A 15,171-nucleotide genomic window follows, 5' to 3' on the forward strand; every position below is an offset into this window, starting at 1 on the left:
AGACTTAAATCAGCCGATCATAACCTTAGTGTTATCATTCGGGCGATTAGCTCAGTTGGGAGAGCACCTCCCTTACAAGGAGGGGGTCACTGGTTCGAGACCGGTATCGCCCACCATTTTTTTTTCCTTATAAACGACAAAGATAAACTTCCTCTAAATCTACCTTCAATGTATATTTTGTTCATTTGAGCAAATAAAAAATCGATATTTTTCCCCTTACAATCAAGCTTATCATTTCTCTATCTTATTCATATTCTGATAAATTTTATGATATTTTGGTATAAGGGTTTAAAAAATATTTATATTTAGCTTGTTAATAAAACATAAAATACAGTAACATTGTTCATGTAAAATATATTGACATGTATATTTTCTATATCTACAATACTCAGAAATAACGTTACTACATATTGAGGTTGTGTTTAATGAAGGTGCCAATAACAAAGCTGGAGACAGTGGCAAGCATACAAATGGGATATTCGTTTAGATCACGGTTGGAAAGTTCAGAAAAGGGAACGATCACTGTTATTCAAATGAAAGACCTTGGTGAAGATAATATTGTAGATTGTAATGATTTACTACAAGTAGATATGGATACGATAAAAGAGAATCATTTTGTTAAAAGAGGTGATTTAATTTTCAGATCCCGTAGTAATAATAATACCTCTGCAATTTTATTGGCAGATCTTGATAAAGCGGTGATTGCTGCGCCGCTATTTATAATCAGAGTAACTAAGGAAGATAAAATATTGCCAGAATATCTTAATTGGTACATAGGTCAGCGTGATGCACAAATATTTCTCGCCAGCAGATCCGAAGGTACTGTACAAACAATGATTAGCAAACAGGCACTTGAGGATTTACCTATAGCTTTGCCTAGCTTGGAAAAGCAAAAACATATAGTAGAGTTAGCAGATTTATCGGCTCGTGAACAAATTTTATTGTCAGCATTAGCTGAACGACGTAAATGTTATATATCAGGGTTACTTACACAAGTAGTAAAAGGCATTTCAAATTTTTAAAGGAAAAACTATGAATAAAATTGATCAAAAAGATGTAAATAATGCAGCATGGGCCGCATGCGATACCTTCCGTGGTGTTGTTGACCCAGCACAGTACAAAGATTATATATTAGTGATGCTATTTTTGAAGTACATTTCAGATGTTTGGCAAGATCATTATGATAACTATAAAAATCAGTATGGAGATGATGATGTACGTATTCGACGTAAACTCGATAGAGAGCGATTTGTTCTTCCTATCATCAGACTGGTAGAGAGAGATGAGAAAGCTGGTGTTGATAACCTTTTAGATGAATTTCCGGCTACTTATTACAGTCTTTATGAACGCCGTGACTTCGCTAATATTGGTGAGTTAATTAATATTGTGCTTGATCATATTGAGGAAAGTAATAAGAGTAAGTTAGATGGCGTATTCCGTAATATTGATTTTAATAGCGAAGCAAATCTTGGTAAGACAAAAGATCGTAATCGTCGACTTAAGCAATTACTAGAAGACTTTCATAAGCCTCAATTAGATATGCGTCCTAGCCGAGTATCTGAGGATGTGATTGGTAATACCTATATCTATCTCATTGAGCGTTTTGCCTCAGATTCAGGTAAAAAAGCAGGGGAATTCTTTACTCCACTAAAAGTATCAGAATTAGTTGCAAAACTTGCTGGCCCAAAATCAGGTGATCGAATTTGTGATCCTACTTGTGGATCTGGAGGTTTACTTATTCAATCAGCATTACAAGTAGGGGGACGAGATTTTGCACTTTTTGGGCAAGAGTCTAATGGTAGCACTTGGGCCCTTTGTCGCATGAATATGTTTCTTCATAGCTTTGATAGTGCTCGTATTGAATGGGGTGATACTTTAAATAGTCCATTACTTGTTGAAAAAGACCACCTGATGAAATTTAATTGTGTTGTGGCTAACCCTCCATTCTCTCTGGATAAATGGGGTGCAGAGGATGCTGCAAACGATCAATACAACCGTTTTTGGCGTGGCGTTCCGCCTAAGAGTAAAGGCGATTGGGCTTTTATTAGCCATATGCTAGAAGTTGCACTTGAAAAACAAGGGCGAGTTTCTGTAGTTGTACCACATGGCGTGCTATTCCGAGGTGCAGCTGAAGGTCGTATCCGTCAGAAGATGATTGAAGAAAATCTTTTGGATGCAGTGATAGGTCTTCCGGGTAATCTATTTCCAAGCACTAATATTCCAGTAGCTATTCTGGTATTCGACCGTTCCCGTGAAAAAGGGGGGCCTCGTGAAGAATGTAAAGACATTTTCTTTGTCGATGCTAGCCACGAATTTATTTCTGGTAAAAATCAGAACACACTCTCAGATGAGCATATAGAAAAAATTCTACAAACCTATCACGCACGTAAAGAGATAGCAAAATATGCCTACGTTGCATCATTTGATGAAGTCCAAGAAAATGATTTTAACCTTAATATTCCTCGTTATGTTGATACTTTTGAAGAAGAAGAGGAAATCGATATTGATGAAGTACAAAAGGAGATCGACCAATTAGAAAAAGAATTGAGCGAAGTGCGAGCAAAAATGGCCATGAAACTACAACAAATTAACCAAGGAAATGAATGATGGATCAGAGCGTAATCACTAAACTTACAACCTCATTTAATGAACTTGTCTATCAGACACCTGATGAAGCAATAGAATTCTGGTATGCCAGAGATATTATGGCTGTGCTTGGATATGAACGGTGGGAGAATTTTAGTAAGGTTATTCAAAAAGCATCCATTGCTTGTGAAACAGCTGGTGGGTTAGTCGATAACCATTTTCGTGGCGTCACGAAAATGGTTCAAATTGCTTCTGAGAGAAACAAAGAGAATATCAATGATGAAACATACAAATATTGAAATAAAGCATCACCAAACTTTTGAGAGTATCAAGCAATTAGATAAAAATGGAACTGAATTTTGGATGGCAAGACAATTAGCTAAAATTCTTGATTATTCCGAATATCGAAATTTTTTACCAGTTATTAATAAAGCACAAAAAGCCTGTGCAAATAGTGGGCAGATTGTAGATAACCATTTCGTGGAGATGCACGAGATGGTTCCCCTTGGTTCTGGTGCTGAGCGTAGAATGGAATCCTATGCACTTTCCCGTTATGCTTGCTATCTTATAGTTCAAAATGGTGATCCTTTAAAACCAGTTATTGCTAATGGACAAACCTATTTTGCTATGCAGACTCGTCGACAAGAATTGGCGGATGATGAAAGTTTTCAGCGACTGCAAGAGAATGAAAAAAGGCTATTTTTACGTCGTGAAATGAAAGAACATAATAAGAAGTTAGTAGAAGCAGCTCAGAAAGCAGGGATAGAATCTAACTTGGATTTTGCAATCTTTCAGAATCATGGCTACCAAGGACTTTATGGTGGATTAGATGCTAAAGGCATTCATGCTCATAAAGGTCTGAAAAAGAACCAGCAGATTCTTGATAATATGGGAAGCACGGAGTTAGCTGCTAATCTATTTCGCGCAACGCAAACTGAAGAAAAGCTTCGTCGTGAAAATATTCAAGGAAAAGATAAAGCCAATAATACCCATTATGAGGTTGGTAAAAAAGTACGTCAAACTATTAAAGAGTTAGGTGGAACCATGCCAGAAAATTTACCAACGCCAGATGAGGACTTAAAGAAAGTAGAGAAACAAATCAACTCGCAGAAAAAGCTTAAGAGAAAGTAACATAAGAGTGTGGAGAAAAACTGATAATGGTAATTTTAAAAGTATTCGATGAGTTAATGGAGAGCCAACAATGAAGCAGTTACAGAAAATTCCATTTAACTGGAAAGAAACAACATTGAATCATTGTGTAAGCTCAATGAGGAGTGGACTTTCACGCTTATTATCAGAAACTGATATAGGTATTCCTGTACTTCGTTCATGTAATATTGGCATTAAATATCCAGTATTTGAAAATCTCAAATTTTGGTATGAGCTCGATCCTGAAGGGGCTAATACCAGTTCTTATATTTTAAAAAATGGTGATATTCTTGTTAATTTTATTAATAGTATCTCTCAAATAGGAAAAACTTGTATTTTCAGAAATGATATTGGGCGAGATTGTATTTATACAACGAATATTTTAAGGTTAATCCCCAATAAAAATATACTTGGAGAATTCCTTTTCCTTATTACTCAAATGGATAGATATAACTGGTATATTACAACTATAACTAAACCAGCAGTTAATCAAGCAAGCTTCACAACCAAGGATTTTAAAAAATATTTATTTTTACTTCCTCCGTTACCTGAACAAAAGGCCATTACTGATCTGCTTTCTACTTGGGATCAAGCTATCGAGAGAACTGAAATGCTGATTAAAGTAAAAGAAAAACAATTCAAATGGTTATTGCTAACGTTGATGTCTGAACCATCCCATAAAACAGGAAATAATGAATGGAAAAAGGTGAAATTAGGGGAAGTTTGTAAAGTAACAACTGGGCAATCAGCACCACAAGACTTATCTATTTTTACTAATTCAGGATTTCCTTTTATTCGGGTTAGTTCTCTTGATTTATTGCTAGGTAGATCAGATTCAGTTCAAACTGAATATATTACTAAAACTAAAGGACATGAGCTAAAAATGACTTTGTTTAAGCCTGGGACAATTCTTTTTGCAAAAAGTGGTATGTCCGCTCTTCAGGCAAGAGTATGCAAGCTTAAAGAGCCATCATTTATAGTTTCCCACTTATGTGCTCTTATACCTAGCAGTAATATTCACGAAGATTTTCTTATGTATTACCTTATGAAATATCATCCTAATCGATTGATTCAAGGCGATGGTTTTCCATCTATCAAAACAAGTGAAGTTAGTTCACTTAAAATTTTGCTTCCACCTTTTGAGGAACAGAAAAAAATTGTTGAAATGCTATCATTTGTTCAACAAGAAATTAATCTATTAAAACAGCTTGCTGAAAAATACAAAACCCAAAAACGTGGTTTGATGCAAAAAATGCTCACTGGAAAGTGGCGAGTAAAACCAGAAATTATTAATCAATATAAGGGGGAATAAATATGTCTAAAAGAAATGATCAACATGTTGTCCCACATCCAGATGGATGGGCGGTAAAAGGTGAGGGCAACAGTAAAGCAACTAAAATTACCCGAACTCAAGCTGAGGCTATTGCGAAAGCAGAAAGTATCGCAAGAAACCAAAAGTCAGATACTAAAATTCATGGTAGAGATGGGAAAATCCGTGCGGGTAACAGCTATGGTAATGATCCGTATCCACCAAAAGATAAGAAATAAGGAACACTTTTATGTGGAATGATATTGAAACAACTCAAGATCTTCTAAATTTTAAAGTAATTGCTGATGTAGCAGCCCAAATGATTAAAGACAGCAATGGTGAGCCTGTCTCTATTGGAGTTTCAGGAAGTTGGGGGGTCGGCAAATCCTCGCTTGTTCAGATGATCGGCGAATCCCTGAAAAGTCTTGATGATGGGAAAAACTACATCTTCATCAATTTCAATGCTTGGCTTTATCAAGGCTACGATGATGCTCGCATGGCACTTCTCCAAAAAGTCGCTGACAAAATAATGGAAGAGTCGGAGTCTCGTGAAACCTGCATCGACAAAGCTAAGGAGTTTATTAAGCGTATCAATTGGCTGAGAACTGCGAAATTCATGGCTCCAGTTGCTACTGGAATCATCACCGGCGGAGCGGTCGCAGGGCCAGTTGGTTCTTTCATTGGTGCGGTTAGTGGCTTGTTTGATCAAAACGGAATGCCGAGTCAGGAGGATCTAAGTGAGCTCAAAGATTCTTACAATCAGATCGCTCCTGATCTAAGAAAACTAATTAATAATAAAGAAGAAAAATCGGTACCGAAAGAAATTGCGGCCCTAAGAGCATTATTTCAGGAGCTGCTGGAAAAACTTGAATTGACTTTAGTTGTTTTAGTTGATGATCTTGATCGATGTTTGCCTAATACAGCAATCTCGACACTTGAGGCTATGAGATTGTTGTTATTTATTCCCCAAACAGCATTCATCATTGCTGCTGATGAGCAGATGATCCGCAATGCTGTCAAATCTCACTTTGGTAATAGTGATCTTAATGATGAGCTTATAACGAGTTACTTCGATAAGCTGATCCAGATTCCGCTCAGGGTTCCTCGTCTAGGAGCCAATGAGGTCAAGGGATATCTAATTTTACTTTTGGCTGATCTCGCTAAACGTCGTGATCAAATCACACAAGAAGAGAAAGATCAAGGCCACAATGCAATTATTAGTGCTATGAAAAAGTCATGGGCTGGTGGTCTAACTAAAAAGGTCATTGAAGACGCTTATGGTGATGCTGCTGTAAAACTTGCCAATCAAATCGATTTAGCAGACCAACTTGCCAATATCATGGCTACCTCAGATCATATCGCAGGTAATCCGAGGCTTATCAAGAGATTTTTGAATAACCTCACTATTAGACAATCAGTTGCTAAAGCTCAAGAGATGAGCGTTTCCTTTGAAGAGTTGGTTAAACTGCAACTATTTGAAAGGTGTGCTCCGGCTGTAGCATTTGAATATCTTGCCAAGCAAGTAGGCGAAAGTGAAGACGGCAAACCGAAATTTCTTCAGGAGCTTGAAGAAAAAGTTGCCAAAGCTGAAGAACTCAAATTTCCAGATAAGTCGTGGGAAACTCCGTTTATTTCAGATTGGTTGAAGTTGAGCCCACCGCTGTCTGACATCGATTTGCGACCGCTGCTCTATTTGAGTCGAGACAAAGCAATATCTCTTGCCAGTTTTGATGAGCTTTCTTCTGATGGTCGAGAGCTATTGTCAGCCCTTTGTGAGACCAAAAGCATTATGCAAGCACTCATCAATACAATCAAACAGATTGGATTGATTGAGTCAGAAAAGATATTGACTAGAATGAAACGGCGAGCCAGAAACAAGGAATGGAGCTTTGAGGTTATTATGCAAACATTACATCTGCCCAAGGCATTTCCTGAATTAAGCAGTTCTTTTGTTGCTATGCTTGATGAAATCCCCGCTGGGAAAAGACCTGTACAATTGATACCTCAATTACTCAACGAAAAATGGGCAAAGGAGTTGTTGGAGAGCTGGAAGCGTGATGACAACACGCCAATAACTGTAAAGAAAGCTATCAATATATCTAGGAGAAAAAATTAATGGGAACGTCTTCATCAAGCTCAGGGCCTAAAGGTGGAGTTCAATTTGATCCCCCTTGGTTAAATACTGTTGCTACAGATATAGGGTCGCCATTGGAGATGATTTCCGGTGGTTCTGCCCAGTCAGAGCAAAATCCCCAGCAAAACAGACCTGATACACAATCTGCTGAGATTGCTCCTCATAGGCGATTTGGCAATGCACGACGGCACCTTGGAGAGTATGTAAGCAGTGGCAATCGAGTGTCTCTAAGGAAAGCATTGGGAAGTTATTCCCGAAAAGGTATGGGAGGAGCATCCAAACTTGCCAGTCGAATGCGAACATCAACATCTGCCGGTGCAGGGCTATTCAATTTCCTTCAAGGTGTTCGTGACAGTGAAGACATCAAAGTCAGGGATTGGGTAAACCAGCTTACCTCGAAGAATCTTTCAGCACATGAGGTTACCGATGAAATCATAGAGCAAGTGATATCAGCAGGAGGCAGCCTTGATGAAGAGTCTTGCCGAGATTCCATGGCTCAGGCGATGTCAGACTTTTTGACGATTAATCCCGATGTAGACTTGCTCAATATGAATAACGACAGCATTTGGACCGTGATAGAACTGTTCATGGCCAACGAGGCGTTCAATCGAATCAATCTAGATATTGGTCAATTATTTGAAAGTGATAAATATTCTCCAAGAGAAGCTGTTTCTAGAATGAATGATATGCGGGATTATTTAAAATCAGAAATTTCGGCACAGATACAGGAGCTGAGAAAGGGTACATCAAACCCTACAAAGACAGAGATAAATTCTCTGCTTCAATCTGCCATCAAAATCACTTTTGAAGTATTCGAGGAGGGTGTATGAGAAAGGTCGTTTGTGCTCCAGAAAAGCTTATCCCGCAACAGATTGTGGAAGATATAAAATATTTCTCAGTATACTCAAATCCTAGAAGGGATAATGTTGGTTATTTTGGTTCAACTTTGATAAGAGATATACAAAGAGCAGGACTACGGCCTTCAGAGAACATATGGGATTTTAATACAATTGCTTTGTCGGTCGCTGCTGCTGATAATTCGCTGACAAGAAAAAATAGTGCCGATGGTTGGACTAGGCAAATTGATTTAACGATACACCTATGTAATCCACATATTTGGGAGCCAATAAAGCAGCATCTTGAAAAAACACTGAGATTTCTTACTGGTGATTTTTGGTATCTTACTTTCAAAGGCGATGGTGTTACTCCGCCAAGAGCGAAAAAATTGAAACAATTCGATTCCAACTGTGTTTCTTTGTTATCTGGGGGTATTGATAGTCTAGTAGGGGCAATAGATATAGTGGCTGACAATCACAAACCAATATTTGTATCACAAGTTGTTAGGGGGGATGCAGATATACAAAGAGACTATGCAAAAAAAATCAGACCAGAGAGCCCACATTTTCAATGGAACCATAATATTCATCCTCCGAAAGGAGAATCTGAAGGTTCGACGAGGGGGCGTTCGATCATTTTCTTTGCCTTTGCAGCATTGGCCTCCTCTGCTATTGAACAAAAGTTCAACTTATCAACTAATATATACGTTCCTGAAAATGGGTTTATAAGTTTGAATATACCTTTAAATTCAGGTCGAATGGGTAGCTTTAGTACTAAGACCACTCATCCCATTTACCTGCAAGGAATTCAGAATATTTGGAATAAAGTTGGGATTAATTTAAATATTGTGATGCCTTATCAGTTCAAAACAAAAGGAGAGGTACTGACAGAATGTAAAAATCAACAACTTTTGGAGAAATTGGTTTTCCAATCTGTCAGTTGTGGGAAATATCGAGTATATAAAATGCAACATTGTGGCAGATGTGTTCCTTGCTTGGTTAGGAGAGCAGCATTTCAATACTGGGGAAAAATTGATAAAACGTTAGGAGGCTATTATGCAGAGCACTTAGAACGAATAAATCATGGAAATCCCGATGATGTAGGTGCTGCCGCTAATGCATGTTTAGTTGCCGAGCAATCTGGTATTAACCGATTGATTTCAGGGCACCTATCTTTTGCAGAAGAGCAAAACAGAGTTAAATTTGAGGATGTTTTTTCAAGAGGGCTTGGTGAGATTAGAGAGCTATTATTGAGGGAAAAAGTAATATGATAGACTTGCATACACATCTTGATTTATATCCAGACTCTCTTAATATCCTAGAACGGGTAAATAAAGAGAACCATTTTACACTTGCTGTTACAACTAGTCCAAAGGCATGGCTAGCAACTTCACATGTATTCAAGGAATATAATAACATTATGGTTGCTCTCGGTTTGCATCCTGAAGTCGCTGATCGGAAGTTTGATGAGTTAGATCTATTATTAAGTTTGATTCATAAGGCTGTTTTTATCGGAGAAGTTGGGATTGATGGATCAGCAAGATATTCAAATACGTTTGAAAAACAAAAAATAATTTTTGATAGTACCCTATGCGAATGTGAAAAAGTAGGAGGGAGAGTTATCAGTATTCATTCTAGAGCAGCTGTTCCCACCGTATTATCGATTATTAGGAAATACCCAAATTGTGGCACTCCAATTCTTCATTGGTTTTCGGGAACGATCACTGAGTTAAGGGAAGCAATAGGACTGGGGTGTTACTTTAGTGTCAATTCACAGATGTTAAAAAGTAAAAAAGGGAAAGATCTTGTTTCAAGGATTCCTTTAGAGTTGCTTTTACCTGAATCAGACGGTCCTTTCGCAAATGTTAACGGCAAACCTATTATGCCTTGGGAGGCTATTAATGTTTGTCAAGAAATAGAGATACTGTGGGACAAGAATGCTGATAATGTGAAGAACATTTTTCTATCGAATTTAGAGACTATTTTATCGATTAAGAAAGAGTATAACTATAAGTAAAGACTTCGTTTTATCAAAGAATTGAATAATTCTTGTGTATTACTAACTATCTGTACTTAAAGTAAAATATAATATTTTATTTTTGAATATTAAATCGTAACTATATATTTAATGAAATAGGCTTATATTATAGGTTTTGTGAAAGTTCATTGTGTATTGATAGTTATACTAGGAAAATAAATAGTGCTAATAAAAATTACTTGGTTTATCACAGAATTTTGGATATAAGCTAGACATTATAATTATGAACCTTTTAGATATGCCTATTATATTACTGAAGATATTGTCTCAAGGATTAAAACCTATTGAAATAAGTTGGAGATTATACCATGAATGATTTCGATATGAATGAAAAATATATTTCTCAGCTCCCAGCTTTACAGCTTTTGATTACTTTGGGTTTTGAATTTTTAACACCAGAAGAAGCTTTAATAGAGCGTCAAGGGCGAATGTCGAATATTTTGTTGGAGAATATCTTACGAAATCAGCTTAAGGAGATAAATCGAATTTATTATAAAGGGGGTGAATATCTTTTTAGTGAGGAGAATATTCAGTCTGCACTTGAGAAATTAAAAAATGTTAGATATGACGGGCTGATTAGAACTAATGAAGCAGTTTATGATTTAATCACTTTGGGTGTCGCATTAGAGCAGCCGATTGAGGGTGATTTGAAAAGTTTTAATTTAAATTATATTGATTGGCGTAATCCTGCTCGTAATGTATTTCATGTTACGGTTGAATATAGCTTAGAACGTTCTCGTTCAATGGAGACTATCCGACCTGATATTGTGCTATTTGTGAATGGTATTCCATTTTGTGTAATTGAGTGTAAAGCACCACATGTTGAAGTAGAGCAAGCAGTTTCTCAATCAATCAGGAATCAAAATGATGATTATATACCGAGGCTTTTCGTTTATAGTCAATTGGTGTTGGCGTTGAATAAAAATTCTGCGATGTATGCGACCACTGGTACTGCAGCAAAATTCTGGGGAGTATGGAAAGAGCCGAAAATGGAGGTTGGTGAATCTGAATTTACAAAGCTTGAGATGATTGTTAATCAGCCGCTTGATAAAGCTGTTGTTGCCAAAATTACCGCTGTTTTTAATCAATTTTCAACGAAACTAGATGAGATGCGTTTGGTTACTAATCAGGATAAGGCGTTATTTTCGCTTTGTCGTCCAGAACGTTTGCTCGAATTGGCTTGGAAATTTACCGTTTTTGATGCAGGGATTAGAAAGATCGCTCGTTATCAACAATATTTCGTTATTCAATCAACAATGAGACGAATTAAGCAGTTTGATAGCAATAGTGTTCGTAAGGGGGGCATAATTTGGCATACGCAAGGCTCTGGTAAATCTCTAACTATGGTGATGTTGGCACGTAATTTAGTTTTAGATTCAAAGATTGTAAATCCCCGAGTTGTGTTAGTTACCGATCGTGATGATCTTGATAAGCAATTGCGTGATACTTTTGTAGACTGTGGGCTTGAGCCGAAGAGAGCGACCTCAGGACGTAATTTGTTGGAACTAATTAGTGAGAAGAAATCGGGAATTATTACAACGCTTATACATAAATTTGATAAAGCGTATGGAGTAAATAAATATAAGGATGATTCATCAGATATTTTTATTTTAGTGGATGAAAGTCATCGTACTCAGTTTGGTTCTTTTTCTGCACGAATGCGAGAGATGTTCCCAAATGCCTGCTATTTAGGATTTACTGGTACTCCCCTTTTAAAGAAAGAAAAAAATAATTTTATTAAGTTTGGAGGGTTAGTAAAGCCACATTATTCTATTAAGCAGGCTGTAGAGGATGGTGCTGTTGTTCCTTTACTTTATGAAGGGCGACATGTAGAGATGGCTCAGAATCAGAATGCGGTTGATTTATGGTTTGAGCGACATACTCAGGGATTGAGTAAGAAGCAAAAAGCAGATTTGAAGCGTAAATATGCACGAGCAGAAATGCTGAATAAAGCTGATCAAGTAATTTATATGCGTACGTTTGATATTAGTGAACATTTTCGTAGTAATTGGCAAGGTACTGGGTTTAAGGCTCAGTTAGTTGCACCGAATAAGGCGTCAGCATTGAAGTATCATACCTATTTGAATGAGATAGGGATGGTCAGTTCAGAAGTTGTTATTTCTCCACCAGATATGCGAGAAGGATTTGATGAGGTTGATGATGAAGCAACGGATGAAGTTGTCAAATTCTGGCAGAAGATGATGAGACGCTACGGTAGTGAAGATGAGTACACTAAGCAAATTATCAATCAATTTAAATATGGAAGTGATCCTGAAATTCTGATTGTGGTTGATAAGCTTCTTACAGGATTCGATGCACCACGAAATGCAGTACTTTATTTATGCAGAAGATTAAAAGAACATACTTTGCTGCAAGCGATTGCTCGAGTTAACCGTCTTTATGAGGGTAAAGAATTTGGTTTTATTATTGACTATGCCAGTGTACTTGGTGAGTTAGATAAAGCTCTTACTATGTATAATGCATTTGATGGATTTGATGAATCTGATTTGGATGGCACTCTCACTTCCATTGATAGTGAGATTAAGAAATTACCAGAGCGTTATTCCTATCTGTGTGATATTTTTAAAACAGTTAAACATGCTCATGATGAAGAGGCTTATGAGGTTTTGTTGGCTGATGAAAATCTACGAGAGGATTTCTATGAGCGTCTTGCCATATTTGCAAAAACATTGGCGATTGCTCTATCTTCGGAAAAATTTTTAGCTGAGACGGATGAGGCATTATTGTCTAAGTACAAATCTGATTTGAAAAAATTCCAATTACTTAAAGTTTCTGTCAAATACCGATATGCAGATGCCATTAATTATCGTGATTACGAGCCAAAGATTAAAAAATTACTAGATACGCACATTCAGGCTGACGAAGTGCTACAACTTAATGAGCCTGTTAATATTTTTAATAATCAGCTATTTAATCAGCTTAAAGAAGAGCAAGGTATTTATCAGGCACAGAAAAAAACAAGTGCGAAGGCGGATACTATTGCCCATGCTACTAAAAAAGTTCTTAGTGAAAAGATGGATGAAGATCCTGCATTTTATGAAAAATTCTCAAAATTAATCCAAAAAGCTATAGAAGATTTTAAAGAAAAAAGAATTTCAGATTTGGATTATTTGAACACTGTTATTAGTATTCGTAATAATGTGGTTGATAAAGTACATGACAATATACCAGATACGTTATCAGGCAATGAGAATGCAATGGCTTATTTTGGTGTGGTAAGACCTTTTTTTGAACAGTATGAATTAAATGAGGAAGACTTAGAAAGTGTCACAGCAGATTTGGCTATTATGATTGATACTGTTTTAAATAAAAACCAAAAAGTTCAGTTTTGGGATGATGAGGATGCACAGAAACAAGCGATTAATGAAATTGATGATTATCTTTACGATGAAATTAAGATAAAAAGGAACATTAATTTATCACTTGATCACATGGATGAAATTATTGACAAAGTAATGCAGGTAGCACGATATAGGAATCAATAAATTATGGAGATATCTAATCGTAGCCATTACTATTTCATCAATTCTGGACAGAAAAAAATTGATTTTTTATTACAGTATAGTAATAGAAAAACGATGGAAATTGCGGTTCATCCTAATGGTAAGGTTATAGTTAAAGCACCAGAGCAGTCGAAGTTAGTTGATATAGAAACAAAGGTTAGAAAAAGAGCTCGCTGGATTATTAGGCAATTAAAGTATTTTGAACAATTTAATCCCCGAGTTTCAGTGCGTTGTTATGTTAATGGTGAAACACATCGTTATCTTGGAAAGCAATATCGCTTAAAATTAATAGAGGGTAAGAAAAATACTGTTAAATTATCACGAGGTTTTTTTTATATCACTTGCGAAGGCCATCCAACCCCTGAAGTGGCAAAAAAATTATTAAATGCATGGTATATGGAAAAAGCACGATTTCAATTTAGCGAAAGTGTGCATCGTTGTTGGGATAAATTTAGTAGACAGGGGATATCTACTAAACCTAATTTATCAATTCGACGTATGAAAACAAGGTGGGGGAGTCTTTCCCATAAGGGGACAATGACGCTTAATGTAGATTTAGTTAAAGCACCAAAAGAGTGTATTGATTATGTTGTGATACACGAGCTCTGTCATTTAAAATATTATAATCATAGTCCTGATTTTTATAAACTTCTGGAGTCTATTATGCCAGAGTGGAAGAAAATAAAGCATATGCTCGAATTGAGCATGTCATGAAAATCTAGATTTTTATTGATACAGACATCACTTTATTTATACCTGTTTCTGTATAACTAATTCATTTTATTATAGGTTGGATAATGGCAGTATCTGGTGCAACATTACTTGTATCTTCATTAGGTGGGGTAGTTACACTATCCTTATTCCTAGGTTGGTTGATGTAAAGTCGATATTATGTAACCTATAAATTAGCCATCTCATAAGAATTAACTTGTGAGATGGCTTTATAATATGTGAAAAATATTCGTCCAATCTTACCGCTTATTTAATAACCTTTGATATCCTTAGTTGTTGAACAGTTTTTCTTGTCTTTTTTTAAATATTTCTAGCTATATTTTCTTAATTATTTACTAAAATTAAAAAGTTTATATACATATTTATTTTATGTGATTTTTTATAAAAGTTGTATGATTGGAATCAGTTGAGTAAACAATACTTACTGACATGGTTTGTAACAATATAACTATGCCTGGAAGAATGAATTAATGAAGAGTTCTTTTAGGAAAAATGCCATATCTTATATAAGACATTCTTCTATTAATTCATTGAATATAAATTTTTAATAATTATGCAGGAGGAAATTATGTCATCTAATCAATTAACAGTTCGTGATGTTGTTATTCAAATGTTACGTGATCTTGGGATAAAAAGAGTTTATGGAAACCCAGGTTCAACAGAACTTGCATTTTTAGGCGATTGGCCAGACGATTTTGACTATGTTTTAGCGTTACAAGAAGCCTCAGCCATTGCGATGGCAGATGGTGATGCACGAGCAACTGGACGCCCAAGTTTTATTAATGTTCACTCCGCAGCTGGTATGGGTAATGGATTAGGCAATCTATTTACTGCATATAAAAACCAAGTACCTATGGTTGTCA

At 36.3% G+C, this 15,171-nt stretch carries 13 protein-coding genes and 1 tRNA gene; all 14 read left to right on the plus strand.

Annotated elements, in window-relative coordinates:
• The first annotated feature begins 40 nt into the window (after nucleotides 1-40).
• Nucleotides 41-116 (plus strand) — tRNA-Val (locus tag Q1J40_RS08980).
• A gap of 339 nt (nucleotides 117-455) precedes the next feature.
• Nucleotides 456-1,022, plus strand: coding sequence for a restriction endonuclease subunit S (locus Q1J40_RS08985; protein WP_301099843.1), 567 nt, complete (start codon nucleotides 456-458; stop codon nucleotides 1,020-1,022).
• Nucleotides 1,023-1,032: 10 nt separating this feature from the next.
• Nucleotides 1,033-2,607, plus strand: coding sequence for a type I restriction-modification system subunit M (locus Q1J40_RS08990; RefSeq protein WP_301099844.1), 1,575 nt, complete (start codon nucleotides 1,033-1,035; stop codon nucleotides 2,605-2,607).
• Nucleotides 2,604-2,885, plus strand: a complete 282-nt coding sequence (locus Q1J40_RS08995) for a hypothetical protein (protein WP_301099845.1) — start codon at nucleotides 2,604-2,606, stop codon at nucleotides 2,883-2,885. The genes Q1J40_RS08990 and Q1J40_RS08995 overlap by 4 nt, the downstream gene beginning before the upstream one ends.
• Nucleotides 2,863-3,717, plus strand: coding sequence for a DNA damage-inducible protein D (gene dinD, locus Q1J40_RS09000; protein ID WP_301099846.1), 855 nt, complete (start codon nucleotides 2,863-2,865; stop codon nucleotides 3,715-3,717). Before Q1J40_RS08995 ends, dinD begins: the two co-directional genes overlap by 23 nt.
• Before the next feature lie 70 nt (nucleotides 3,718-3,787).
• Nucleotides 3,788-5,047, plus strand: coding sequence for a restriction endonuclease subunit S (locus tag Q1J40_RS09005; protein ID WP_301099847.1), 1,260 nt, complete (start codon nucleotides 3,788-3,790; stop codon nucleotides 5,045-5,047).
• A 2-nt stretch (nucleotides 5,048-5,049) separates the two neighbouring features.
• On the plus strand, nucleotides 5,050-5,283 hold the full coding sequence (locus Q1J40_RS09010) for a DUF2188 domain-containing protein (protein ID WP_301099848.1): 234 nt from the start codon (nucleotides 5,050-5,052) through the stop codon (nucleotides 5,281-5,283).
• Between the two features lie 11 nt (nucleotides 5,284-5,294).
• The gene (locus tag Q1J40_RS09015) at nucleotides 5,295-7,160 is read left to right on the plus strand and encodes a KAP family P-loop NTPase fold protein (protein ID WP_301099849.1); all 1,866 of its coding nucleotides are present in this window, start codon (nucleotides 5,295-5,297) and stop codon (nucleotides 7,158-7,160) included.
• Nucleotides 7,160-8,008: a Qat anti-phage system associated protein QatB gene (gene qatB, locus Q1J40_RS09020; RefSeq protein WP_301099850.1), complete on the plus strand. Its 849-nt coding sequence runs from the start codon at nucleotides 7,160-7,162 to the stop codon at nucleotides 8,006-8,008. Before Q1J40_RS09015 ends, qatB begins: the two co-directional genes overlap by 1 nt.
• On the plus strand, nucleotides 8,005-9,285 hold the full coding sequence (gene qatC, locus Q1J40_RS09025; RefSeq protein WP_301099851.1) for a Qat anti-phage system QueC-like protein QatC: 1,281 nt from the start codon (nucleotides 8,005-8,007) through the stop codon (nucleotides 9,283-9,285). Before qatB ends, qatC begins: the two co-directional genes overlap by 4 nt.
• Nucleotides 9,282-10,031, plus strand: a complete 750-nt coding sequence (gene qatD, locus Q1J40_RS09030; RefSeq protein ID WP_301099853.1) for a Qat anti-phage system TatD family nuclease QatD — start codon at nucleotides 9,282-9,284, stop codon at nucleotides 10,029-10,031. Before qatC ends, qatD begins: the two co-directional genes overlap by 4 nt.
• A gap of 329 nt (nucleotides 10,032-10,360) precedes the next feature.
• Entirely contained in the window at nucleotides 10,361-13,558 is a 3,198-nt protein-coding gene (locus Q1J40_RS09035) for a type I restriction endonuclease subunit R (protein ID WP_301099854.1), read from the plus strand.
• Nucleotides 13,559-13,561: 3 nt separating this feature from the next.
• Nucleotides 13,562-14,290, plus strand: coding sequence for a M48 family metallopeptidase (locus Q1J40_RS09040; protein ID WP_301099855.1), 729 nt, complete (start codon nucleotides 13,562-13,564; stop codon nucleotides 14,288-14,290).
• Nucleotides 14,291-14,876: 586 nt separating this feature from the next.
• A partial coding sequence (locus Q1J40_RS09045; RefSeq protein WP_301099856.1) for a thiamine pyrophosphate-binding protein occupies nucleotides 14,877-15,171 on the plus strand: 295 nt, incomplete at its 3' end.

The organism is Otariodibacter sp. (genome assembly GCF_029256985.1).
GTDB lineage: Bacteria > Pseudomonadota > Gammaproteobacteria > Enterobacterales > Pasteurellaceae > Otariodibacter.